18 protein-coding genes are annotated in these 19,789 nt (G+C 63.4%); 10 read left to right on the forward strand and 8 right to left on the reverse strand.

The window, feature by feature from the left end; genetic code table 11:
* Positions 1-6: 6 nt before the first annotated feature.
* Positions 7-1,974 (reverse strand): DNA (cytosine-5-)-methyltransferase, encoded by a 1,968-nt coding sequence (gene dcm, locus ACFHWT_RS02850; RefSeq protein ID WP_416592992.1) that lies wholly within the window; start codon positions 1,972-1,974, stop codon positions 7-9.
* A 397-nt stretch (positions 1,975-2,371) separates the two neighbouring features.
* Here dcm and ACFHWT_RS02855 point away from each other — a divergent pair, with 397 nt between their 5' ends.
* The 4 genes from ACFHWT_RS02855 to ACFHWT_RS02870 all read left to right on the forward strand — a co-directional run bounded on the left by ACFHWT_RS02855 (position 2,372) and on the right by ACFHWT_RS02870 (position 9,814).
* Complete coding sequence (locus ACFHWT_RS02855) at positions 2,372-4,387, forward strand: AIPR family protein (RefSeq protein WP_416592993.1); 2,016 nt, start codon at positions 2,372-2,374, stop codon at positions 4,385-4,387.
* A complete protein-coding gene (locus tag ACFHWT_RS02860) occupies positions 4,387-5,895 on the forward strand; it encodes an ATP-binding protein (protein WP_416592994.1) in 1,509 nt (502 codons plus the stop codon). Before ACFHWT_RS02855 ends, ACFHWT_RS02860 begins: the two co-directional genes overlap by 1 nt.
* On the forward strand, positions 5,892-6,878 hold the full coding sequence (locus tag ACFHWT_RS02865; RefSeq protein ID WP_416592995.1) for a PD-(D/E)XK motif protein: 987 nt from the start codon (positions 5,892-5,894) through the stop codon (positions 6,876-6,878). Before ACFHWT_RS02860 ends, ACFHWT_RS02865 begins: the two co-directional genes overlap by 4 nt.
* Positions 6,879-6,952: 74 nt before the next feature.
* Positions 6,953-9,814, forward strand: coding sequence for a Z1 domain-containing protein (locus ACFHWT_RS02870; RefSeq protein WP_416592996.1), 2,862 nt, complete (start codon positions 6,953-6,955; stop codon positions 9,812-9,814).
* A gap of 101 nt (positions 9,815-9,915) precedes the next feature.
* On the opposite strand, the gene ACFHWT_RS02875 is transcribed toward ACFHWT_RS02870, so the two are convergent.
* The gene (locus ACFHWT_RS02875) at positions 9,916-10,338 is read right to left on the reverse strand and encodes a DUF4259 domain-containing protein (protein ID WP_416592997.1); all 423 of its coding nucleotides are present in this window, start codon (positions 10,336-10,338) and stop codon (positions 9,916-9,918) included.
* A gap of 147 nt (positions 10,339-10,485) precedes the next feature.
* Here ACFHWT_RS02875 and ACFHWT_RS02880 point away from each other — a divergent pair, with 147 nt between their 5' ends.
* Positions 10,486-11,775 (forward strand): DNA cytosine methyltransferase, encoded by a 1,290-nt coding sequence (locus ACFHWT_RS02880; RefSeq protein WP_416592998.1) that lies wholly within the window; start codon positions 10,486-10,488, stop codon positions 11,773-11,775.
* Positions 11,772-12,548, forward strand: a complete 777-nt coding sequence (locus ACFHWT_RS02885; protein ID WP_416592999.1) for a very short patch repair endonuclease — start codon at positions 11,772-11,774, stop codon at positions 12,546-12,548. Before ACFHWT_RS02880 ends, ACFHWT_RS02885 begins: the two co-directional genes overlap by 4 nt.
* On the opposite strand, the gene ACFHWT_RS02890 is transcribed toward ACFHWT_RS02885, so the two are convergent.
* From ACFHWT_RS02890 to ACFHWT_RS02915, 6 genes are all read right to left on the reverse strand, one after another.
* Positions 12,540-13,472 (reverse strand): Eco29kI family restriction endonuclease, encoded by a 933-nt coding sequence (locus ACFHWT_RS02890; RefSeq protein ID WP_416593000.1) that lies wholly within the window; start codon positions 13,470-13,472, stop codon positions 12,540-12,542. The two genes, ACFHWT_RS02885 and ACFHWT_RS02890, sit on opposite strands and share 9 nt — an antisense overlap.
* Positions 13,473-13,544: 72 nt before the next feature.
* Entirely contained in the window at positions 13,545-13,973 is a 429-nt protein-coding gene (locus tag ACFHWT_RS02895) for a hypothetical protein (protein WP_416593001.1), read from the reverse strand.
* Complete coding sequence (locus ACFHWT_RS02900) at positions 13,970-14,596, reverse strand: hypothetical protein (protein WP_416593002.1); 627 nt, start codon at positions 14,594-14,596, stop codon at positions 13,970-13,972. The genes ACFHWT_RS02895 and ACFHWT_RS02900 overlap by 4 nt, the downstream gene beginning before the upstream one ends.
* Positions 14,596-14,853, reverse strand: coding sequence for a hypothetical protein (locus ACFHWT_RS02905; RefSeq protein WP_416593003.1), 258 nt, complete (start codon positions 14,851-14,853; stop codon positions 14,596-14,598). The genes ACFHWT_RS02900 and ACFHWT_RS02905 overlap by 1 nt, the downstream gene beginning before the upstream one ends.
* A gap of 11 nt (positions 14,854-14,864) precedes the next feature.
* Complete coding sequence (locus ACFHWT_RS02910; RefSeq protein ID WP_416593004.1) at positions 14,865-15,128, reverse strand: hypothetical protein; 264 nt, start codon at positions 15,126-15,128, stop codon at positions 14,865-14,867.
* Between the two features lie 103 nt (positions 15,129-15,231).
* Positions 15,232-15,453: a winged helix-turn-helix domain-containing protein gene (locus tag ACFHWT_RS02915; RefSeq protein WP_289211424.1), complete on the reverse strand. Its 222-nt coding sequence runs from the start codon at positions 15,451-15,453 to the stop codon at positions 15,232-15,234.
* Positions 15,454-15,813: 360 nt separating this feature from the next.
* Between ACFHWT_RS02915 and ACFHWT_RS02920 the strand changes: the two genes are divergently transcribed.
* From ACFHWT_RS02920 to ACFHWT_RS02935, 4 genes are all read left to right on the forward strand, one after another.
* The gene (locus ACFHWT_RS02920) at positions 15,814-16,251 is read left to right on the forward strand and encodes a DivIVA domain-containing protein (protein ID WP_416593005.1); all 438 of its coding nucleotides are present in this window, start codon (positions 15,814-15,816) and stop codon (positions 16,249-16,251) included.
* Positions 16,248-18,206, forward strand: coding sequence for a hypothetical protein (locus ACFHWT_RS02925; RefSeq protein ID WP_416593006.1), 1,959 nt, complete (start codon positions 16,248-16,250; stop codon positions 18,204-18,206). Before ACFHWT_RS02920 ends, ACFHWT_RS02925 begins: the two co-directional genes overlap by 4 nt.
* A gap of 493 nt (positions 18,207-18,699) precedes the next feature.
* Positions 18,700-19,029: an ArsR/SmtB family transcription factor gene (locus tag ACFHWT_RS02930; protein WP_416593007.1), complete on the forward strand. Its 330-nt coding sequence runs from the start codon at positions 18,700-18,702 to the stop codon at positions 19,027-19,029.
* Positions 19,029-19,766 carry a cation transporter gene (locus ACFHWT_RS02935; protein WP_416593008.1) on the forward strand — a complete coding sequence of 246 codons (738 nt, stop codon included), beginning with the start codon at positions 19,029-19,031 and terminating at the stop codon, positions 19,764-19,766. Before ACFHWT_RS02930 ends, ACFHWT_RS02935 begins: the two co-directional genes overlap by 1 nt.
* Positions 19,767-19,789: the final 23 nt, after the last annotated feature.

Below are 19,789 nucleotides of genomic sequence, written 5' to 3' on the forward strand. Positions count from 1 at the left end.
CGCCGGTCAGAACAGCGGGTCCGACTGGGTCCTGGTCTCGACGCAGATTTTGGCCAATGGACAGGCTGAACACACCGGCTCCTGGGGGCGGCACAGGGTGTTCGCCAGATCGATCAGGCCTAGGTGGGCGCTTCGTGCGTCACTGTCGATGCCGATCATCCGAGCGACCTCGAGCCGCCCATCGGTGAGCCGGTTCCGGCTTCCGACCGGAGCACCGCTGAACCGTGCTGCGACGCGCAGGACGCCCTTGGTGACGAGGACCGGCTCCTCAGCGTTGTCGTCATCGCCGGCGGGAACGACAAGGATGGCCAGGTCAGCAACGGACTCGTAGAGTCCTGGCACCCGCCGCAGGGCGTCGTCATCGCGGAGCAGAGTCGGATCATCCGCCAGGGTGCGCGCAAGCTGGGCCACCGTGTCAGCTCGCGCCTCCCGGGAGATAAAGCGCCCTATTCTCCGCAGATCGTCCTCGCGCGCGACTGTGTCCTGAGGCTGCCGCCAGGTCTGCAGCATGCGCCACACCTGCCGGAGTACGTCAGGATGTGTCCTGTCGAGCAGGATCTCACCCTGGATAACCTGCCAGCGGGTCTGGGCCCGCAGCCACGGGATGCCGTTAACGTGTTCCCCGTCGAACCACTCGGCGAGCGCCGCCGCGACCTGCTGGGTGTTCACCTTCGCCGGAGTGGCGGCCTGCAGGGACGTCGAGATGGCGTTGGCCAGGTGCTCGCCGAGCATAGGGGGTACGGCGTTCCCAATCTGCTTGAACGCCGCCGACGGTGGCCCTGCGAACCGGAAGTCGTCGGGGAAGGTCTGCAGTCTGGCCGCTTCACGGACGGTTATGGTGCGATGCTGCTCAGGATGGATGTACCAGTATCCGTCCTTCGCGATGTGCGCCGTAATGGTGCGGGACAGCCCGTGCATGTCGAGCCGCTTGTACTTGTCGTCGAAGATGTCGTCTCGGTACCGCTTCATCTCCGCAGGCAGGTCGGAGTAGCGGGTCGTCGCATCCATGAGCCGGAACGCCTCAAGGTCATCCTCGCGGACCGGACGGGTGATGTGGTCGAAGACCTTTGCCTCGTCCTCCGGTACCACCTTGCGGCGCATCCGTCGCTGGAAGTCCGTCCTCGGCCCGGCATAGTCGGCCCAGCCGTCGGCGCCACCAGCCGGACGCCAGCCACCCTCCACCTCAGGCAGGTCACCGATGGCGTTCCACACTGTGGGCCGCTCCGGTGACTCAGCGGGCCATTGGAACGAAATGTCGTCCCTCAGCGCTACCAAGATCAGTCGCTGCCGGAACTGCGGGACGCCGTAGCGCCAGGTGTCGACGGCACGTTCCTCGACCGCGTAGCCGAGGGATTCCAGTTCGTGCACCATCGTCCGGAGGATGAACATCTCCTTGTCGAGGGCCATGTCCGGCACGTTCTCCATCAGGACCGCAGGCGGACACGCCAGGCGGATCACTTCGAGGAAGGACCGCCACAGGTCACGGCGCTCGTCGTACGGGTCCCGCAGGCCGTTGCGGACCTTGTGTCGGATCATCGACCGACCAGCCTTGGAGAACGGCTGGCAGGGCGGGCCTCCGGCAAGCAACTCGACGCCGGCGCGCTTGACCAGGTCGGCAACCTCCCGGATGCGCTCGGGGTCGCCGAGGTCCCAGTTGACGCTCAAACCGGCGTGATGGTGACGGTGGGTCTCGACCGCCTCCGGGTAGTGGTCGACGGCAAGGACTACCCGGTAGCCGGCTTCCTCCAAGCCAAGGCTGAGCCCGCCCGCACCGCTGAACAAGTCCGCAGCGAGCCGCTCGCCACGGCTACGGGCCTGCTCCGCGTACGTGAGCATCGCATCGGGCTCGTCGCATGCGTCCGGATGCTTCGGCAACTGGACGAACGGCCCGCGGATAAGCCTGACGGCATACGCACCCCGCTTGACGGAAGGATCACGTGTGGGCGGAGAGTAGTCCTCGTCGGCGGCAGGCACGACAACGCACACTACCGTCAGAAGGCCAGCGTTCCCAGCGCCGACGCGGTCGCCGTCGGGCGCGCCCAGGACCTACAGCACGTCGAACCGCCGACCGAGAAGTTGTCAACGGCAACCCGGACAGAATTCGCGACGAGCTCCGGTTCCTCCGCAACCGTTCAGCCAGGCAGACCTGGTCCTACGGGATGGGCCAGGCTAACGGCAGTGACGCAGAGACTCCACCGACGATGGCGGTCCCGAGCCTCTTCCCTATGCTGGATGTCTTCCCACGCGGTCGGCCAAGTCAACGACATGGCAGGCCGCTCGGCCCTCGGAGTGACCATGTCCGCTGTCAGCACCCACCCTGGTGTTCCAGTCGGGCAGGCGTCGGCTTCCCGTACGTTGACGGAGGTGTTCGATGCGTGAGTCGGACGTCGATACCTACGCCTACAACCTCCTCGAGGAGGTAAGGGCCCTAGCGGAGACGAACGACTCCGATCCACAGGAGGCGTTTGCCAGCGTGATGCTCGAGCAGCTCGCCGGAGATGGGCTGACCGAGGATCCGGCAGTCGTACGATTTAGGGACCACGGCGTAGAGGTGAGCGGCTTCGGCGTGACATCGGATAACCGCAGCCTAGATCTCTTTATTACGAACTACAGCCCGAGAGCTGACCATGCCCACAAGATCAATCGCACTGAGATCGAGGCCGCCTTCCGGAGACTCGAGAACTTCGTCTCGCGCAGCCTGTCAGGAGCGCTTGCCAGGAAGGATCCCTCCTCGGAGGTTACTGGGCTGATCCGCCGCGTGGTAGAGAGCTACCCAAGGGTCGATCGGGTTCGGTTCTTACTCATCACTAATGCCCGGAGCGTCACGAAGGATCCGATCGTTCCGATACAGCTCCATGGCCGAGCTGTCACGCGTGAGGTCTGGGATCTCCGCCGGTTGGCGAACTGGACCACATCTGGCAGCCGCGCAGAGCCCATCATTGCCGAGTTTCCGGCAGGCCTACCATGCCTCGGCACACCGAACACAACGGACGACTACTCGGTCCTCCTTACAATCGTCCCCGGAGTCGACCTAGCCGAGCTTTACGCACGCCATGGCGCTCGACTGCTTGAACTGAACGTTCGCTCTTTCCTGCAGGTACGTGGCGCTGTGAACGCAGGAATTCAACGCACCTTGCGAGAATATCCCGAACGCTTCCTGGCCTACAACAATGGCATCGCAGCAACAGCCTCTGCCGTGGACTTCGACGAAGGCGGCCCCGATCAGCAGCGGAAAATTCGCCGCATTTACGATCTCCAGATCGTAAATGGAGGACAGACAACAGCATCCATTCACCACGCGCGTCGCACGACCAATATAAGTTCGGTGCTAGTGCAAATGAAGCTAACCGTGGTGTCACCTGAGCGGCTTGACGAGATCGTTCCACGAATTTCCGCTTACTCGAACACCCAGAACAAGGTAACCGCATCTGACCTTAAGGCAAATTCCGGCTTCCACGTCGATGTCGAACGGATCATGCGGACACTGTGGGCACCACCAGGACCCACCCACGACAACGATACCCACTGGTTCTATGAACGCGCCAGAGGCCAATACGCGAACGCCCTGGCAGCCGAATCGACTAGATCTCGCCAGAAGATATTCAAGGAAATTAATCCCGCAAGTCAGAAAATTACTAAATCTGAGTTGGCAAAATACGAAGCATCGTGGGCAATGCTTCCCCAGCAGGTATGCCTAGGGGCAGAGAAAAACTTCACACTGTTCTCCGAATGGATCGATCAACGGCAACCACTTGTAGATAAGGATTACTGTCAACGCCTCGTCGCCAAGGCCATCCTCTTTCGACAAGCAGATCGGCTTGTAGCCCGACAGAACTTCGGCGGGTACAAAGCAAACATCGTTGCGTACACTGTCGCAAAGATCGCCCATGCCACTGGATCAAGAGTAGACCTCGACCGAGTCTGGCGCGAACAAGCAATAACCCCAGCTCTCACTGAGAGCTTAACCGAGATCTCCATCCTCGTTCAGAAGATAATCACATCTCCTCCTGGCAGTAGCACACACGTTGGCGAATGGACAAAAAAGGACGAGTGTTGGGAGGCTGTTCGCGACATCGACTGGGTTCCACCCCCAACGTTCAATGCCGAACTCACGCCGCTGGACAGCTATACCGACGACGTCAGGGCACTGCGCGACTCACAAGCTGGCGACTGGCAGGACCTAGCAGCCTGGGGCGCGAGTACAGGCACCTTCGATGACCAGCAGCGAGCGGCGGTCCGTGACGTCGCTCATGCCCTAGCACAGGGCAATATCCCTGCAGGGAAACAGTTGCGCGCAGCTTCCCGACTTATGGGGCTCGCCCTAGATCGAGGGTTTCGGCCTAGCCAACCACACAACCGCAGCAGCGAAGCCGCGAGGAGAGCATAATGACTTGGACCAGTGAAGTCCCAACGGATGGAACGGTCGAGCTTCGGCCCGACCCTCGCGCTTTGGACTCACTGGGGCGCAACCACTCACTCGAGACCGCATTGGCAGACCTGGTAGACAATAGTATCGACGCCGGAGCACGCAACGTCTTAATTCGCTTCATCCGAAGCGGAGCGCAACTGATCGGCCTATACGTCGTGGACGACGGCCGTGGATTAACCCCGGACCAGATCGATTCTGCGATGACGATAGGCGGTCGACGCACCTACCGTGACGGCGACCTAGGCCGGTTCGGAATCGGGCTCAAGGCCGCCTCGTTCAGCCAAGCTGCGAGCCTGACCGTCCTTAGCCGTGCCGCCGGACATCCTGCCGTTGGTAGACGTTGGTTACGAGAGGGCAGCACGAGCTTTCTGTGCGATATCGTGCCGACGGACTTCGCCGCAGCCGAGCTTGACCGTCGTTGGGTCTTCAGCACGACACCATCGGGTACAGTTATCCGATGGGACCGAGTGCACGGATTTCCAGCAACGAGCGACGACAGCAGGGTCACCACATTTTTAACACGTTCCATCAACCATATCCGCGGCCACTTAGGATTAACGTTTCACCGCCTACTTGGCACAGAACAAAGAAGGATATTAATTGACGTCGAAGACGTCAATGATACGGCCGGAAGCTCAGCGGAGGTCGCACCAATCGACCCATTCGGCTATCCTAGGCCCGCTCCGGGGTGGCCTCGCACGCTTACTGCCGAAACAAACGGCACGCGCCTCAATCTAGTGTGTCACATCTGGCCCCGAAGGTCGAATGAGCCGGAATACAGGCTTCCTGGAGGGGCGGAAAATAGACAAGGTCTATATTTCTACCGGCGAGACCGACTTCTTCACGCCGGCGGCTGGGAGGGAATACATGCTACCGACAAGAAGCTGCAGCTTGCCCGGGCAAGTATTGATATTGACGGAGACGTCGCCGGTCTAGCTTCCATGAATCCCGAGAAGTCCCGGGTAACCGTAGGTCCAGACTTCGCTCGGGCTATAACTGCGGCCAAGGCGCCCGACGGAACTACAATCACCGACTATCTACAGGCCGCAGAATCAGTTTGGTCTACTACTAACCGACGAGCTACGGCCCAACGTAGCGCGGTCCTCCCTCCCGGCAAAGGGCTCCATCCTAAAGTCGCTCGCGAGATCGTCGACGAGCTACCACAATTGAATGAATCGCCACTCAATATAATTTGGGCGAGATTCGATAATGAGAGTTTCTTCGAAGTAGATCGTGCCAACAGCACATTGCGGCTTAACAACCGCTACCGGACCGCAGTCCTCGGCGGACGTCGCGGCGGACTAAATGATGCACCATTACTGAAAAGCATCATTTTCCTATTAATGGAAAACCTGTTCCAAGGCTCACACCTCGGGGCGCGCGACCGAGACAATATCGAGCTCTGGCAGCAAATTCTCACCATCGCCGCCATGGCTGAGCTCGACACGTATACGAGGCGAGCATGACTGACGTGCAGCGCCATCTCAGCGGCGACAGTTTCGCTAAATACATCGCCACCGGCCTGAGGCTTGATCACCCGATTCAGGGTAAGCCTCGGGTGATCCTCTTCTTTGATCCTGAACGTCACCGAATCGGTCTGCGGGCGCCGGCTCACAGGAACGAGGAAGGCCTCAGCACGGGTCTAGAGCACCTAAGAATGTCGATCGTGCACTACAGTGGCCGTCGAATGGTAGAGGTTGCCGTAACTGAGCCGCAGCTCTTTCTCGATGCGTACCCAGTTCTCTGCGGCATCGCAGATCGATCACAGCTGGACGGGATGACCGTTAGCCAAGCCATGCAGGTGACGCTACGACGACTAGGCCACCTGATCCGATCCGAGCAAACGCTGACCCGTGAGGTGGAGACCGGACTGCTCGGCGAACTCGCTCTACTCGCCGGACTAGCGAACACGATGAGTCCGGATGCGGCAATCTCTGCTTGGCGTAGAGGCACCGAGGAACACGACTTCGGCCTTTCGGAATTTGATGTTGAGGTAAAAAGTACAACGTCCGAGAGTCGCACACACCGCGTCTCGTCACTCACTCAGTTACAGCCTACCGCAAACCGTCCTCTATGGCTGCTCTCGTTGCAGATTACGGAGGCCGGAACAGCCGGCGTCACGGTGGCCCAACTTATCGCAAAGGTCCGCAGCAGTTTTACCACCTTAGCAAACCGGGAAGACTTCGATTTACGCGTCCGTACGGCAGGCTGGCGACATCGTTATGAACATGGTTCGCTACAACGCTGGCGCCTACGTAACGAACCTGCGACGTTCCAAGTCGCAGGAGACTTCCCTCGACTCACTCCCGCACTCCTCGCAACCGCTGGCGCCGACCTACAAGCGATCACCAATGTAAGTTACCGCGTTGACCTCACCGGCAGGTCTAGGGACCAAGCGCCAAGTCTACTGGATTGTGCCGTAAAGGCAGGAGAACTGGAGCTTCAATGAGTGGCACATTAGTCACTGCCTACAGTGCGGCTCTCGAGGCTATGTCTCGCACCGGGCCCAAAAGCCTCCACCCATTGGCTGCGTTGCTGGGTGATGGCAACTTGGCGGACGGTACGGCGCTGCTTGCTCACCTTCAGAATGCAGGTCCGGAGGACGCACTTCGCCACCAATTCGCGCATGTTCTCGGAGGCTGGGACCAAGCCGCCACCGACGCAACTTGGGCGGCGGGAACTTCTCCCGGCACAGCGGAACGCCGCAGCGCCATCCTTGATTCACTCAATCTGGACACCGCTACTCGGAAGCTCTTCGCCGACCGTTTCCCATACGGTGCCAATATTGCACCAATTGTCATCGCAGATGATTGGGAGGAATGGCGAACCGAGCAGCGGCGCCACGAACATGATTTCTATTGGCCCCACTATCGAAAGTTTCTGCTCGACAAAGGTTGGCATTCGGAGGCGGTGACTGGACTCGATCTTGCAACCGAGGAGGTAGTACGCCGGCTGTCGGACCCAACTCGAGGCAAAGCATACCAGGCAAAAGGGCTAGTAGTAGGCTATGTCCAGAGCGGCAAGACTGCCAACTTCACTGGGGTTATAGCGAAGGCTGTCGACGCTGGATACCGTTTGGTCCTAGTACTGACAGGGACTACAAATATGCTACGCGCCCAGACGCAGCGCCGCTTGGACATTGAGCTACTAGGGCGCGAGAATCTCGAACTCGAGATATCAGCTCACGATACGCATGGTCACGAATATCAGGACGATCCTGATTGGCTCGGAAATCGCTTTATACGTCACGGCAGCCGCCCTTCCGACGCAGGATTTCCGGATATCCGACGGCTCAGTACTCATGCTTGGGATTATCGCCGCTTAAGGCAGGGGTTCTCCGCGCTTGAATACCACCGTCATGACCGCTCAAGGCGACTTTTCGAGCCGGTGAACCTGTTCACCAGCGACGCCCGCCTGATCGTTGCGAAAAAGAACAAGAACATCCTTGAGGATCTCGTAGCGGACCTAGGCAGGATCAGTGATCGTCTCGGTGAGGTTCCGGTGCTCATAATCGATGACGAGTCGGATCAAGCCTCAATCAATACCACCAGTCCGAAGAAGTGGAAAGCTGACAGCCGTGAACGCACTGCCATCAATCGACTAATTGGCAAACTACTGCAGATGATGCCCCGCGCACAATACGTCGGCTATACAGCAACCCCTTACGCAAATGTCTTCGTAGACCCGTCCGACGTCGAGGACATCTTTCCCCGAGACTTCCTGGTCTCGCTCCCACGCCCGGTTGGATACATGGGCGCTGAGGACTTCCACGATTTCGATACGGATCCCCTATCCGATAATCGCGGATTTTCCGATTCTCAGGAACGCCGCCACGTGCGTCTGCTCAGCGAAGAACCGGATGACGGCGAGCTTCGCGCCGCGCTGGACATGTACGTACTGACGGGCGCCGTGAAGTTGCACCGCCAGCGGCTGGGGCAGGCAAGCTACCGCCACCACACCATGCTCGTACACGAAGCCATGGGACGTGACACGCATAGGGAGGCAGCGGCGACGATTAACTTCTTGTGGAATAGCGGCGACTACCATGGTCCGTCGGGCTTGCGTCGCCTTCGCCGCCTGTACGAAACCGACATACTCCCTGTCAGCCAGCATTCCGCACCACAATTGGCTACGCCGACCAATTTCGACAGTCTACGGGCTGACGTCAGTGCAGCAGTCGGCAAGATCAGTCCTCCCGATCGGGATGCCGGCCCAGTTATCGTCGTTAACAGTGATCCCGAACTCGAACGCCAACAAGAAAGCCTTGACTTTGACCGTCGACCAATTTGGCGCATTCTTGTCGGTGGCAATAAGCTTGCCCGTGGGTTTACCGTCGAAGGCCTTACTGTGACGTACTATCGGCGCACGACAGCCCAGGTTGACACATTGATGCAGATGGGCCGGTGGTTCGGTTTTCGACCGCATTATCGAGATCTGGTTCGTCTTTACACGACGGAAGAACTACACAGCATGTTTGCTGCAGCGTGTCGAGACGAGGAGTTTTTGCGTACTGAGCTCCGACGGTACGCCCAGCCTATTGACGGCAAGGCACAGATTACCCCACGACAGATACCACCGCTGATCGCCCAACATCGCCCCGATCTACGTCCCACCGGCCGTAACAAGATGTGGAACGCTCGACTCGTGGAGCGCAGTTCCCCAGGCGAGCCCATGGAGCCTGTCGCTTACCCTCACCCCGCCGGCAGAAACGCACGTAGAACACTGGACAACAACAAGCTCTGGAGTCCCGTACTGGCCAGCGCCATCAGTCTTGAGGAGTTCAAGACGGTTAGGGTGTCCAGTGTTAATGGTGCGCCTTTAATGCAGGAAACTGGTACCTACTTTGATTCTAAGGTAGCCGAGGTCGAGCACGCCGAGATGCTCAGCATTCTGGGTTCACTCCATTGGAGCAGTCCAGATACCTTCCAACCCGAACTCGCCTGGCTCAGCAACCTCCGTACCGACCAGCTCAACCGATGGATAGTCCTTTTCCCATTCCAGACGTCGAACCGTGGGATCGTCCAAGATGTCATGAGTCACGGTCCGTTCAGCATATTTAAACGCGCATGGACGCCGTCCAAAGGCTCGTTGAGAGCCGTTAGTGAGTCACGCCATCGCAATGCCGCCAATCGAATTGCCGGGATATCCACACCGGTCCCCGACCCAGCGGCAGATTCACTCAACAAGCCGGGCACGGGCGCACTGATCATGTATCCGTCCGTGGAGGACACAAGTCGTTATGTCGACAAGCCCGCCCCGGATGACCAGATAACGCTTGCGTTTCATCTTGTAACTCCCATGAGCACCATGCCATTGAATGGCAAGTTGATCAAGTGGCAGACTCGCAGCAGCAGAGACCCAATGGCAGTGGTAGTAGACGCATAAGGGACATGCTGGGAGTTCATTGTCTGACGAATTGAGCAACCATCGTCCGGCTGCATTGCGTTGAGCAGCGCGCGACGCAGAGCGCGACGGTGGTTGGCTCCTTAGTAGACCTCTGAGCCCAAGCCGCGTCGAAGCTGCTCTACTACCGCGATCGCTTCCTCCTCCTCGACGTCGTCATGCCACTGTAGGCGCCAGGCGGATCCGGGAGCGAGAGCGGCGTCGAGTGCGCGCGCGGCTAGGTCCCGCAGCTCAGGGCTGGCCTGGATGCACTCCTGCCCTTCCAGGAACCGAGGGCTGTACGCCGACGTGGAGACCGGCTTGCCGGTGAGCGCCTGGAGGACCACAGCTGCGGCCGCGATGGCGCGAGCCGCGTCCTCCGCAGTTCCGATGCCGACGGGCGACGTCAGCTTCGCGAATGCCGCGCGCGTCAGCTCGGCACGCTGATCAGGATCGGCGTCCTCCAAGGCGGCGCACCACTCCACCGCTTCATCGTTGTCGAACGGGCCTACCTGCCAGGTCGCCATCGTCCCTCCCTCGAACGCATGTAGACCCAACCACATGTTGGCGGCGGTCAAGCAAGGGTGTCCCCCGCACCTGCCCATCTCGGTCACACCGACTTGCTCCGGCGAGCCGGACTTCCAAGATCTACAACTCCGCGGTATAGTTCTGCCATGTCTGATCTGCCAGAAGAGCCAACCGTGGACCGCACGTCGGTGGAGCTCTTCGCCGGCGGCGGCGGTCTGGCCATGGCCGTCCACGGAGCGGGCTTCCGCCCCCTTCTGGTCAACGAGATAGTCCGGTACGCCTGTGACACGTTGAAGCTCAACGCCGCCACGACGCGCGGGGAGGAGGAGCGGATCCCGACACGCGAGGACCGGTGGCCACTGGTCGAGGGTGACGTACGCGAGGTCGACTTCCGCTACCTGTGGGATCGCGTCGATCTCCTCGCGGGAGGTCCCCCCTGCCAGCCCTTCAGCCTGGGCGGCGTCGCCAAGGGTGACGAGGACAAGCGCAACATGTTCCCGGAGATGTTCCGCGCGATCCGGGAGATCCAGCCCAAAGCCGTAATCTGTGAGAATGTGCGCGGGCTACTCCGGCCGTCGTTCCGTCCCTACTTCGACTACATCGAGCGGGAGCTGCAGCTCCCCTTCGAGGAGCGCGATGAGGCGGCGTCCTGGCAGGAGCACGACGAGATCCTCCGTCGCAGGCTTGGCGAGACGCCATCCGACCCGAAGCAGCGCTACCAGGTCCGGACCTTTCCGGTGAACGCCGCCGATTACGGAGTGCCACAGATTCGCAACAGGATCATCCTGGTGGCCTTCAGGACTGATCTCGGGGTCGACCTCGACCGCTTCGAGCAGTCAGTCAGGCCGACGCATTCGGAGTCCGCCCTAGCCCGGACGATGCTGGACGGGACCTACTGGGATCGGCATCCAAGAGTGCCCAGCCATGTCCGCCGGCGCGTCATGTCGCGGCTGTCCGGTGCGATCACCATCGCTGACGGCACTCTCCCCTGGCGCACGCTACGCGACGCGATCGCTGGCACCGATGGCCAGCCGCCCCTACCTCCGATGCCCTGGGATCGACTCGACCGACAGGAACATCTGCTGGGGGGGGTCACCGACCACATCGGCTGGCCCGGTGCGCGAATCTACGCCGGCCACACTCCGAACGAGCTCGACCGGCCGGCGAAGACCGTCAAGGCTGGCGTGCACGGCGTACCCGGTGGGGAGTCCGTCATGCTCACAGACGATCTAGACCCCTCGGCGGACGCCTACCGACACCGATACATGACCGTACGGGAGACAGCTCGGGTGATGACGTTCCCCGACGACTGGAAGCTCGCTGGGCCTCGCGGTGAGCAGATGCGACAGCTCGGCAACGCCGTCCCCGTGGTTCTCGGCGAGTTCTTCGCCCGCAAGATTGCCGACGCGCTTGACGAGGCCGGCCAGCAGCCATGACCGAGGATCTCCAACAGTCCGATCATCGTTGGGCCGACAAGCTCCCGAGCGCACGTGCGTGGAAGGGTCGAAAGGGTCGGAGTCGGCAGTCGGTCGTCGCCGAGCAGGATCGCGCCGCCGGCGGCCACGACCAGCGATGGGTGGATCTTGGCGACGGACGCTGGGCCCGCGCGTCAGTGGAGCTCAAGCTGTTGCCCAAGTCCAGGCGCATCCGCGCCTATCTCCGTTGGTCCGACCGCGGCAAGTCTCCCGCCCGCTACCTGGGCGAGGTCAGTCACGCCACCAGGGCAGAAAACCTCGCCGAGGGTTGGCGGCTCGCCTGGTCGCGTGAGCTGCTGGCGGTGAAGGAGACCGCAAGCGACACGTCCTGGGCGTCGAGCCCAGCCGTCCAGGCGATCATGCGGGCCAACAAGGGACGTGACACCCGCCCCGAGAGGAAGGTTCGCTCACTCCTTCACAAGGCTGGCCTGCGGTACCGAGTCAACTTCCGGCCTGTCCCATCGGTCCGCCGCACTGCCGACATCGCGTTCCCACGAGTCCGCGTCGCCGTGTATATCGACGGCTGCTTCTGGCACGGTTGCCCCGATCACCACCGGCCATCACAGCGCAACGCTCAGTTTTGGCGGGAGAAGATCGAGGGCAACCGGGTACGCGATCGAGAAACCGACCGAATCCTTGCCGAAGCTGGCTGGACGGCAATTCGCGTCTGGGAACACGAGGAGCCGAGCGAGGCCGCCGACCGAGTCATGGCCGCTGTGGCACGGTTAGGGTGAGAGTCCGGGACGATCCTGATCAGCCTCAAGCGCAGACTCATCTTCGACAGGAATTTCGTCATCCGTAGCGGTCGTGAAGCTACCCTGTGCGATCTGACCAAGATCACTCAAAAAGTCCGCAAGGATCGACTCAAGCGTCCGATGCGGCGGCAGTCGAGATAGATGCTCAGTAATTTCGCTCCTGATCTGGCTCTCCGACTTTTGATCATCAACCAGGCTGTCAGCCCAGCGCCTGCCAGGGTGGATGGTGTCCCATGGCGACCGCTTGTTTGCCCGAGTTTTTGAACTGTCTCCGTGCTTGCCGATTCCGAAGCAGATCCTCATTTCGCTGTTCCAGATCGGCTTGAAAAAGTTGATCAGATACTGCTCGGCTGCGCGCTGGTAACCCGTCTGCACGATCAAAAATCGACAGTCAAAATCCTCGGGTCGCAGGGTCGAAGTTGCTTTTTCGATGCTCTTCCGATGTTCGTTGAGTCGGTCGAATAAACTCGTCCCTTGGTCGACGGCGTTCTTTGCCTCGGCGCTCTTTGGATCAGCTTTGCCGACGTAGATTGGCTGTTCGGTATTGGCGAGAAGAGAATACGCGTCGAAGGGCCCCTTGTAATAGAGCGCATAGACACCGGCGCCGTAAAAGGGCCGGAGCTTGGTCAAGGGGTGACGGGGCTGGGCAATCGCCGTGAGCGCCACAACGCGGCCGGTCGTCTCCGGCGCGCTGGGGTCGAAGATGCTACTCGGCCGCAGGGTCGGGTCAAGGCGGCTGACGGCAAGTTCGAGGCGAGCCACCTCCGCCGCCAGAGCCTCGCGCAGCGAGTTCCGAATGTTGACCCTGTCCGGAAGGGTAGCAGTCTCCAGCTCGTCGACCAGCGCCGCGAGTTGCTTGACTATGCTTTGGCCGCGATTGTTGCGATTCTTTGGAAGTGGCACGGTCCGAGGCTACCCCAACCTGATGCGACATCGTGACCCCTGCGCCTCGTGCCTCGACGCCCGCCCCACCGATCAGGATTGCGTTGCGAACTCGGTCGCCTCGGCGAGGATCTCGTCTAGCTCCGCGTCGGACAGGTCGCCCTCAGAGAAGATTTTGTACATCGTTGCAGCCTGAATTTTTGTGACCATCTCTGGCGTCAGCTCATAATCGACAGCCGGGTCAAGCGCCGATCTGATCAAAACTTCCGCACCGATCGGATCGATGTCTGGGCCCCCATGGCTCAAGTCCTCGCGCAGCGCGGCGACGAATCTGATGATCTCACCAGCAGGAGCATCCTCGCTGAATCTGCGGTCGACGGCGATGAAGAACAGGGAGGCGAGGAAGCGCGGAAACCCGTCCCAGCCGTCTCGGTCCAGCCTGGCTTCGATCTCGTCGTTCAGATCGTTTTCTCCTCGGACCAGGGTACGGATGTACATAGGCAACTCGGGATGCAGGGTCATTGCGACCGCTTCCTTTCTCGGCGTTTCTTTGCACCTTGCCAGATAGACCTAGCAGCAACCGCCATTGCGCCGGCCGCCATTGCAGCAGCTGTGATCGGATTGTCCACCTCGACACGGTCAACGCCGTGCGCAGGCTCGACTTTCACAGGGTTTGAGCTGGTCGCACCCGGCGGCTCCGGAAGACTCTTGAAGATCGCCTTGGCGTGCGTCTCGGCATTCGCGAAAGCGTCTTGAATATCGTCCGCCTTCTGAACTTGACGATTCCAGAAGGCATCCTGCCGACGGCGTCGACGATCAGAGTCCGACAACAGCGACTCGCCCGAGGGCATACCCGACGGCTCGTCGAAGTCGGCGGCAGGTGCGACTCTTGCGAAGTACGCCTGGTAGTGCCGCTGCGCTCGATCGAGTAGATTGGCATATCTACCTGCTTTGGCTGCGGCCGTTTGTGCTTCTGACGCCGCGCGACTGATGTTCGGATTAGCGGATCCCTCGGACAGCTGGAAATACAATCTGTAGGCTTCGTCAAAGTCCGCCTTGGCCCGCATCGCGCTTACAGCGGCTTCAGCCAACTGGTCCTTGGCGCGTCGCACTTGCGCAATGACTTGCTCCATGCCGGCCGACATCAGAGCGCGTCCCGGTAGGCGTCGGCCAGCTCGATCGCCGCGTTGACCCGACTGAGCACCCGGTTGAACTCGTCGTCAGCCGCCTTGAGGGCCGCTGCTGCCTTCTCGATGTCGTCATCGGCACTGTCCTGCACCGTGTGCAGCGCCAAGGCGCTACCTTGCGCGCCCGTCTCGGTGGCCTCCTCGAAGCCTGCCTTCCCCTGCATCATCAGGGTCCTGGCACGGTTGAGGTCACTCTTGATGTCATCGACGGTCATGTCAGCGGCGCTCAGCCAAGCAAGCTGCTGTAGTTGCGGGTCGCCTCGCCGGCACCATGGACAAGGGATGTCGCATCGTTGAGGAGCTTCTTGCTCTGCTCGCAACGGCTGATCGCCTCGCCAATGGTGGGGTGGCCGGTGCCTGTGGCTGCGGCGCGCAGGTTGGCGATCATGCGATCGAGAGCGTCGACCGCTGACCGAATTTGCTGGACGGTGGCATTGCCGTGCTGACCTGCTTGCGCCAGCCCTGCCTTGACTTCCTGGATGCTGGACATGTTGCCGCCTCCCGATGTCCGCTCGGCTTCCGCCGCGCCGGTCGAGCCTATCGAGGCCAGTCATCCTGCTTCCTGCCCTGTCCTCGACAGTGTCAGGAAGCAGTCACTTCGGTTCGGCGACGAAGACGCCAACGCCGGGCAGAGTCTCGGTGAGGCCCTTGACCCGCAGGTTCTGCATCGCGCGGTCGATGACGGGCTCGGTCACGTCGTAGTACTCGGTCAGCTCCCGTCTGCTGGGCAGCCTCGACCCGGGCGGGAACTCTCCCGCCCGGATACGTTCTTCCAGCTCGTCGGCAATCTGCTCGTATCGGTAACGCGGTGGCAAGGTGGTCCCTCCGGTCGGCAGTAAAAGTCAACCACCATCGACTGGCCCTTGACTACCCAAGGGGACCTGTGGGAGCTTGAATCGCGCCTCCCTCCGGTCGGCAAACCTGGCAGGGACGCAGAGGAGTACCCAGACCGCCACGGGTGCTCCGGTCGGGGCGGTCAGCGGGTCACGCCGTTGGGCGTCCCGGCCCCGAAGGTTTGCCCTGGTCGCCGTACTGCCGAGGAGGGCTGCGGCGATCGGGGTGGGGGTGGCCCTGCCGGGATCGGCAAGCGGCAGGGCCACCCCCCGTCCAGACACACGGTCCACGACACCGCGAGGCCCGAACACCAGCAGCGAAGGAATGGGGAGGAAGACGTGATGCGAGAGCTTTGGCGACGCTGGCGGCTGCGCCGGCAACGCTGCACCATGGCCGGCACGCCACCGCGTGACTGGCCCAACGGCAGCGGCGTCTACCGCGTACCCGCCGATGGTCGTAGCCGCAACCAGCGACCCGCCGCGTACCGGCCGATCCGGCCCTGGCAGATCCGCGCCCACCGCTTCCCGACCGTCGCCCGCAAGGCCCATGGACCCGGCCTGGACCCCGGCGAAGTCGCCGCCTTCCTCGAACGGGTCGCCCACGACCTCGGCGTCGTCTACGCCGAACTTGACCGCACCTACGAGCAGAACGACCGGATCAAGGACGCGCTGCGCCGCTGGCAGACCAGCCAGGCCCGCGCCGCGCAGGCCACCGTCAACCTGCCCGCCTGGACCGGCGCCGCCGCCCCCACCACCAGCGCGTACGCGGGGCAGTCGTGACCCACGACCCGACCCCACACCACACCGTCACCGTCGTCAGCTGCCCCCGCTGCGACGGCAGCCCCGCCGCAGCGTGCCCGCGCTGCGGCGGGGCCGGTAAACGCCGCGCCCAGTTCGTGCTCACCGTCGCCAACATCGACACCGCCACCGTCGCGTCGGCGAACGTCGTACCCGGCGCGGTCACCCCGACCCGCACCGACGACGGCCGTTTCTGGTGCCTCGACCTGGCACCCGTCGTCGACGGCCTCGCCGCCCGGGTCGGCGCCGCCCACGTCTACGACCCCGAACTACCCGGCGAACCGATTTTCGCCCCGTGGGCGGAGCTGCCCGCCGGCTGGCAGCCCGACCTGCCCGACCACCAGCGGCACGCGCTCGAAGCCGCACCGATCGCCGGCGAAGGCTACGAACCATGGCGGATCTGGTACGGCCGCACCGCCGCCCCACCACCACCCGACCCGGCCCGCCGCCTCGGCGAACTCTGCGAAACCGCCGAACTGCTCTGCCTCGACCTGGTCGTCGAAGCCCGCCGCGACCCACTCGCCCCCGACAGCGACCGCTTCCGCTGGGACGTCCGCTTCGAACTGCCCGGCAGCCCGGTCCCCGCCGGCACCGGCCGCTACGGCAGCTTCGCCGAGGCCGCCACCCGGGTCAGTGTCGCCCGCGCCTGCTACCAGCTGGTCGACCGCAGCCAGCACGCCCCCGCCCACTACGTCACCCCGCGCCCGGCCAACGGCATCAGCCTCGGCCCGCCACCCGTCGACGTCGACCAGCTCGAACGCCGCATCGTCGCCGACTGCACCGCCGTGCTCACCGGCGAACCGACCCCCGGCGCGCACGCCATCTGGCGGGACGGCCGCTGGTGGCACACCACCCTGCGCACCACCGACACCCACACCGGCACCGGTGGGCGGCTGGCCCGCTCCTGGCAGCCGCCCCCACCATCGTGGCAGGGACCACCGATCCCGCACCGGCGCTGCCCCGACTGCACCCACCTGCCCCACTGGGAAGACTGCGACTGCGAACCGATCGGTGGCTGCCGCACCTGCGGCGGCAGCCACCGCATCTATCAAGGTGCGACCGTCACCATCGCCGCCGGCCGCCGCCGGGTCCGCCACCTCAACTGGCCACCCCTCGGCGGTACGCCGCCAGCCGCACCGCCCTGGATCGGCTACCACCCGGGCGGCAAAGCCATCCACCAGCTCCCACCGGAATACCAGCTCACCCACCAGCTGACCGCGCTCGGCCTCGACCCGACCGAGCTGGCCACTCTCGACGGCCTCACCATGCACCTGCGCGACCACGAGCTGCTGCACGGCTACGCCACCGTGCACCGGCCCGGCGGCGACCCGGTCACGGCGTACCTCGAAAATGTCACCAACGGGCACCCCGGCGGGCGGATCCTGCTGCACGCCACCCCGCCGAAGGTGCCGCCCCTGGCCACAGTGGTCAAACTGGCGTACGCCCTCGGCCTGGCCCTGGTCGTCAGCGTCGCCGACCACCGCCGCAACGACGGCATCCCCTACCAGGTGCAGGGCCTCCGGTGGGGGATCCGCTTCGCCCCACCCGACACCACCCGCCACCTCGGCCGCTGGGATCCCGGGGCACACAGCCCCAGCCTGCCGAAAGCGATCGCGCAGGCCCTGGAGTACCTCCCCAACGCCACCGACCAGACCGTGCCCGCCGACCCGACCACCCCGATCCCGGTGCCGACCAACCTCCACAACAGCCCAGGTGAGCCCGACAGCGCAGGCGATGCCCAGCCCGACAACGGCCTACCCGACCCGGTGCCGGCGCTCACCGCGCTCGCCACCCACCACCCCGGCACCGCCGTCACCGTCCTGCTCACCCCACGGCGATGCGAAGTGCATCTGCCCGACGGCCCGCACCACACCAGGCTGATCGCCACCGCCGCCACCCTCGACGGAGCAGTCACCGCGGTGACTGCCGACATCTGACTGAACGCCGCCGGTTCGGCGCCACCAGCGGGAGACCGCGCCGACCGCACCCGACAGCGGGCGACGCGCCCAGCTCGTCCTCACCGTCGCGAACATCGACACCGCCGCGACACTCACCGGAGCCGTCGATGCCGCCGCCTGACCCCACATCGAGGTGAGGCTGACGCACGTCAAAACGCAGAATGACGTGCGTCAGCCTCACCTCGATGCGCGCTCCGCTGCTAATGCGACAACAGATTGGGTCTGCACAGGACAAGTCGGTGACAATAAGAACCCTGACGTTGACGAAGCGTGACCATCGAAGTCATGGGTACCGGTGCATCTTGATGCCGGAGATGCATCGTGATGCACCTGTGGCATCAAGCCTGTAGAGACACCCTGCCTCCGGGGCAGCCAAGCGATCGAAGCGACCCGAGCAGGCGGAGCAGCCAGAGCAGACGGAGCAACGGTTCAGCCTTTGCTTTATTCAGTAGTCGATGTACTGTCGCAAACCATGGAGACGCTGACGTACGGACAGGTGCTGGCGCGCTTCGGGCACGCCCTGTCCGACCCGGTCCGGGCCCGGCTGCTGCTCGCGCTGCGCGACGGCCCCGGCTATCCCGCCGAGCTGGCCGACCTGCTCGGCACCAGCCGGCAGAACCTCTCCAACCACCTGGCCTGCCTGCGCGGCTGCGGCCTGGTCGTGGCGGTGCCCGAAGGCCGGCGGTCCCGCTACGAGCTGGCCGACCCCCGGCTCGCCCACGCCCTGGGCGACCTGCTCGGCCTGGTACTGTCCGTCGACCCGGCGGCCTGCCCGTCGGCTGACACCGACGACTGCTGCTGATGTCCGCCCAGCTGCCGCTCATCCCGATCGGCCCGCCCCGGACGACCGGCCCGACCCAGCCGTCCGGGCATTCCGGCCCGGCCCGGCCGTCCGCCGCCCGGCAGGCGACGCTCGCCCGGCGAGTCCGATGGTTCGTCGCCGCCACCATCACCTACAACGTGATCGAGGCGATCGTCGCGATCAGCGCCGGCACCGTCGCCTCCTCCACCGCGCTCATCGGGTTCGGCCTCGACTCGGTGGTCGAGGTGGCCTCCGCCGCCGCGGTCGCCTGGCAGTTCACCGGCGCCGACCACGAGCGCCGCGAACGCCGCGAACGCGCCGCGCTGCGGGTCATCGCCGTGTCGTTCTTCGTCCTCGCCGGCTACGTCGGATTCGAATCGGTCCGGGCACTGCTGGGCGCACACCGCCCGGACCATTCCACGGTCGGGCTGATTCTCGCCGCGCTGTCCCTGGCGGTCATGCCGGTGCTCGCCACCGCGCAGCGCCGCGCCGGCCGCGAGCTCGGCTCGGCGTCGGCCGTCGCCGACTCCAAACAGACCCTGCTCTGCACCTACCTGTCCGCCGTCCTGCTCGTCGGGCTGGCGGTCAACTCGCTGTTCGGCTGGTGGTGGGCCGACCCGGCCGCCGCCCTCGTCATCGCCGCCGTCGCCGTCAAGGAAGGCCGGGAGGCCTGGCGCGGCGACACCTGCTGCGCCCCGACCGGGGCCAGCCCTGGTTCGTGCGGCCAGCAGCGGTGACGGCCGGCCCGGTGGCTACCATC

The organism is Micromonospora sp. LOL_021, from assembly GCF_048060215.1.
GTDB lineage: Bacteria > Actinomycetota > Actinomycetes > Mycobacteriales > Micromonosporaceae > Micromonospora_E.

Coding starts and splice junctions, on each gene's coding strand:
- ACFHWT_RS02855 (WP_416592993.1), top strand. CDS start 2,372: ATGCGTGAGTCGGACGTCGATACCTACGCCTACAACCTCCTCGAGGAG.
- ACFHWT_RS02860 (WP_416592994.1), top strand. CDS start 4,387: ATGACTTGGACCAGTGAAGTCCCAACGGATGGAACGGTCGAGCTTCGG.
- ACFHWT_RS02865 (WP_416592995.1), top strand. CDS start 5,892: ATGACTGACGTGCAGCGCCATCTCAGCGGCGACAGTTTCGCTAAATAC.
- ACFHWT_RS02875 (WP_416592997.1), bottom strand. CDS start 10,338: ATGGCGACCTGGCAGGTAGGCCCGTTCGACAACGATGAAGCGGTGGAG.
- ACFHWT_RS02880 (WP_416592998.1), top strand. CDS start 10,486: ATGTCTGATCTGCCAGAAGAGCCAACCGTGGACCGCACGTCGGTGGAG.
- ACFHWT_RS02885 (WP_416592999.1), top strand. CDS start 11,772: ATGACCGAGGATCTCCAACAGTCCGATCATCGTTGGGCCGACAAGCTC.
- ACFHWT_RS02895 (WP_416593001.1), bottom strand. CDS start 13,973: ATGACCCTGCATCCCGAGTTGCCTATGTACATCCGTACCCTGGTCCGA.
- ACFHWT_RS02900 (WP_416593002.1), bottom strand. CDS start 14,596: ATGTCGGCCGGCATGGAGCAAGTCATTGCGCAAGTGCGACGCGCCAAG.
- ACFHWT_RS02905 (WP_416593003.1), bottom strand. CDS start 14,853: ATGACCGTCGATGACATCAAGAGTGACCTCAACCGTGCCAGGACCCTG.
- ACFHWT_RS02910 (WP_416593004.1), bottom strand. CDS start 15,128: ATGTCCAGCATCCAGGAAGTCAAGGCAGGGCTGGCGCAAGCAGGTCAG.
- ACFHWT_RS02920 (WP_416593005.1), top strand. CDS start 15,814: ATGCGAGAGCTTTGGCGACGCTGGCGGCTGCGCCGGCAACGCTGCACC.
- ACFHWT_RS02930 (WP_416593007.1), top strand. CDS start 18,700: ATGGAGACGCTGACGTACGGACAGGTGCTGGCGCGCTTCGGGCACGCC.
- ACFHWT_RS02935 (WP_416593008.1), top strand. CDS start 19,029: ATGTCCGCCCAGCTGCCGCTCATCCCGATCGGCCCGCCCCGGACGACC.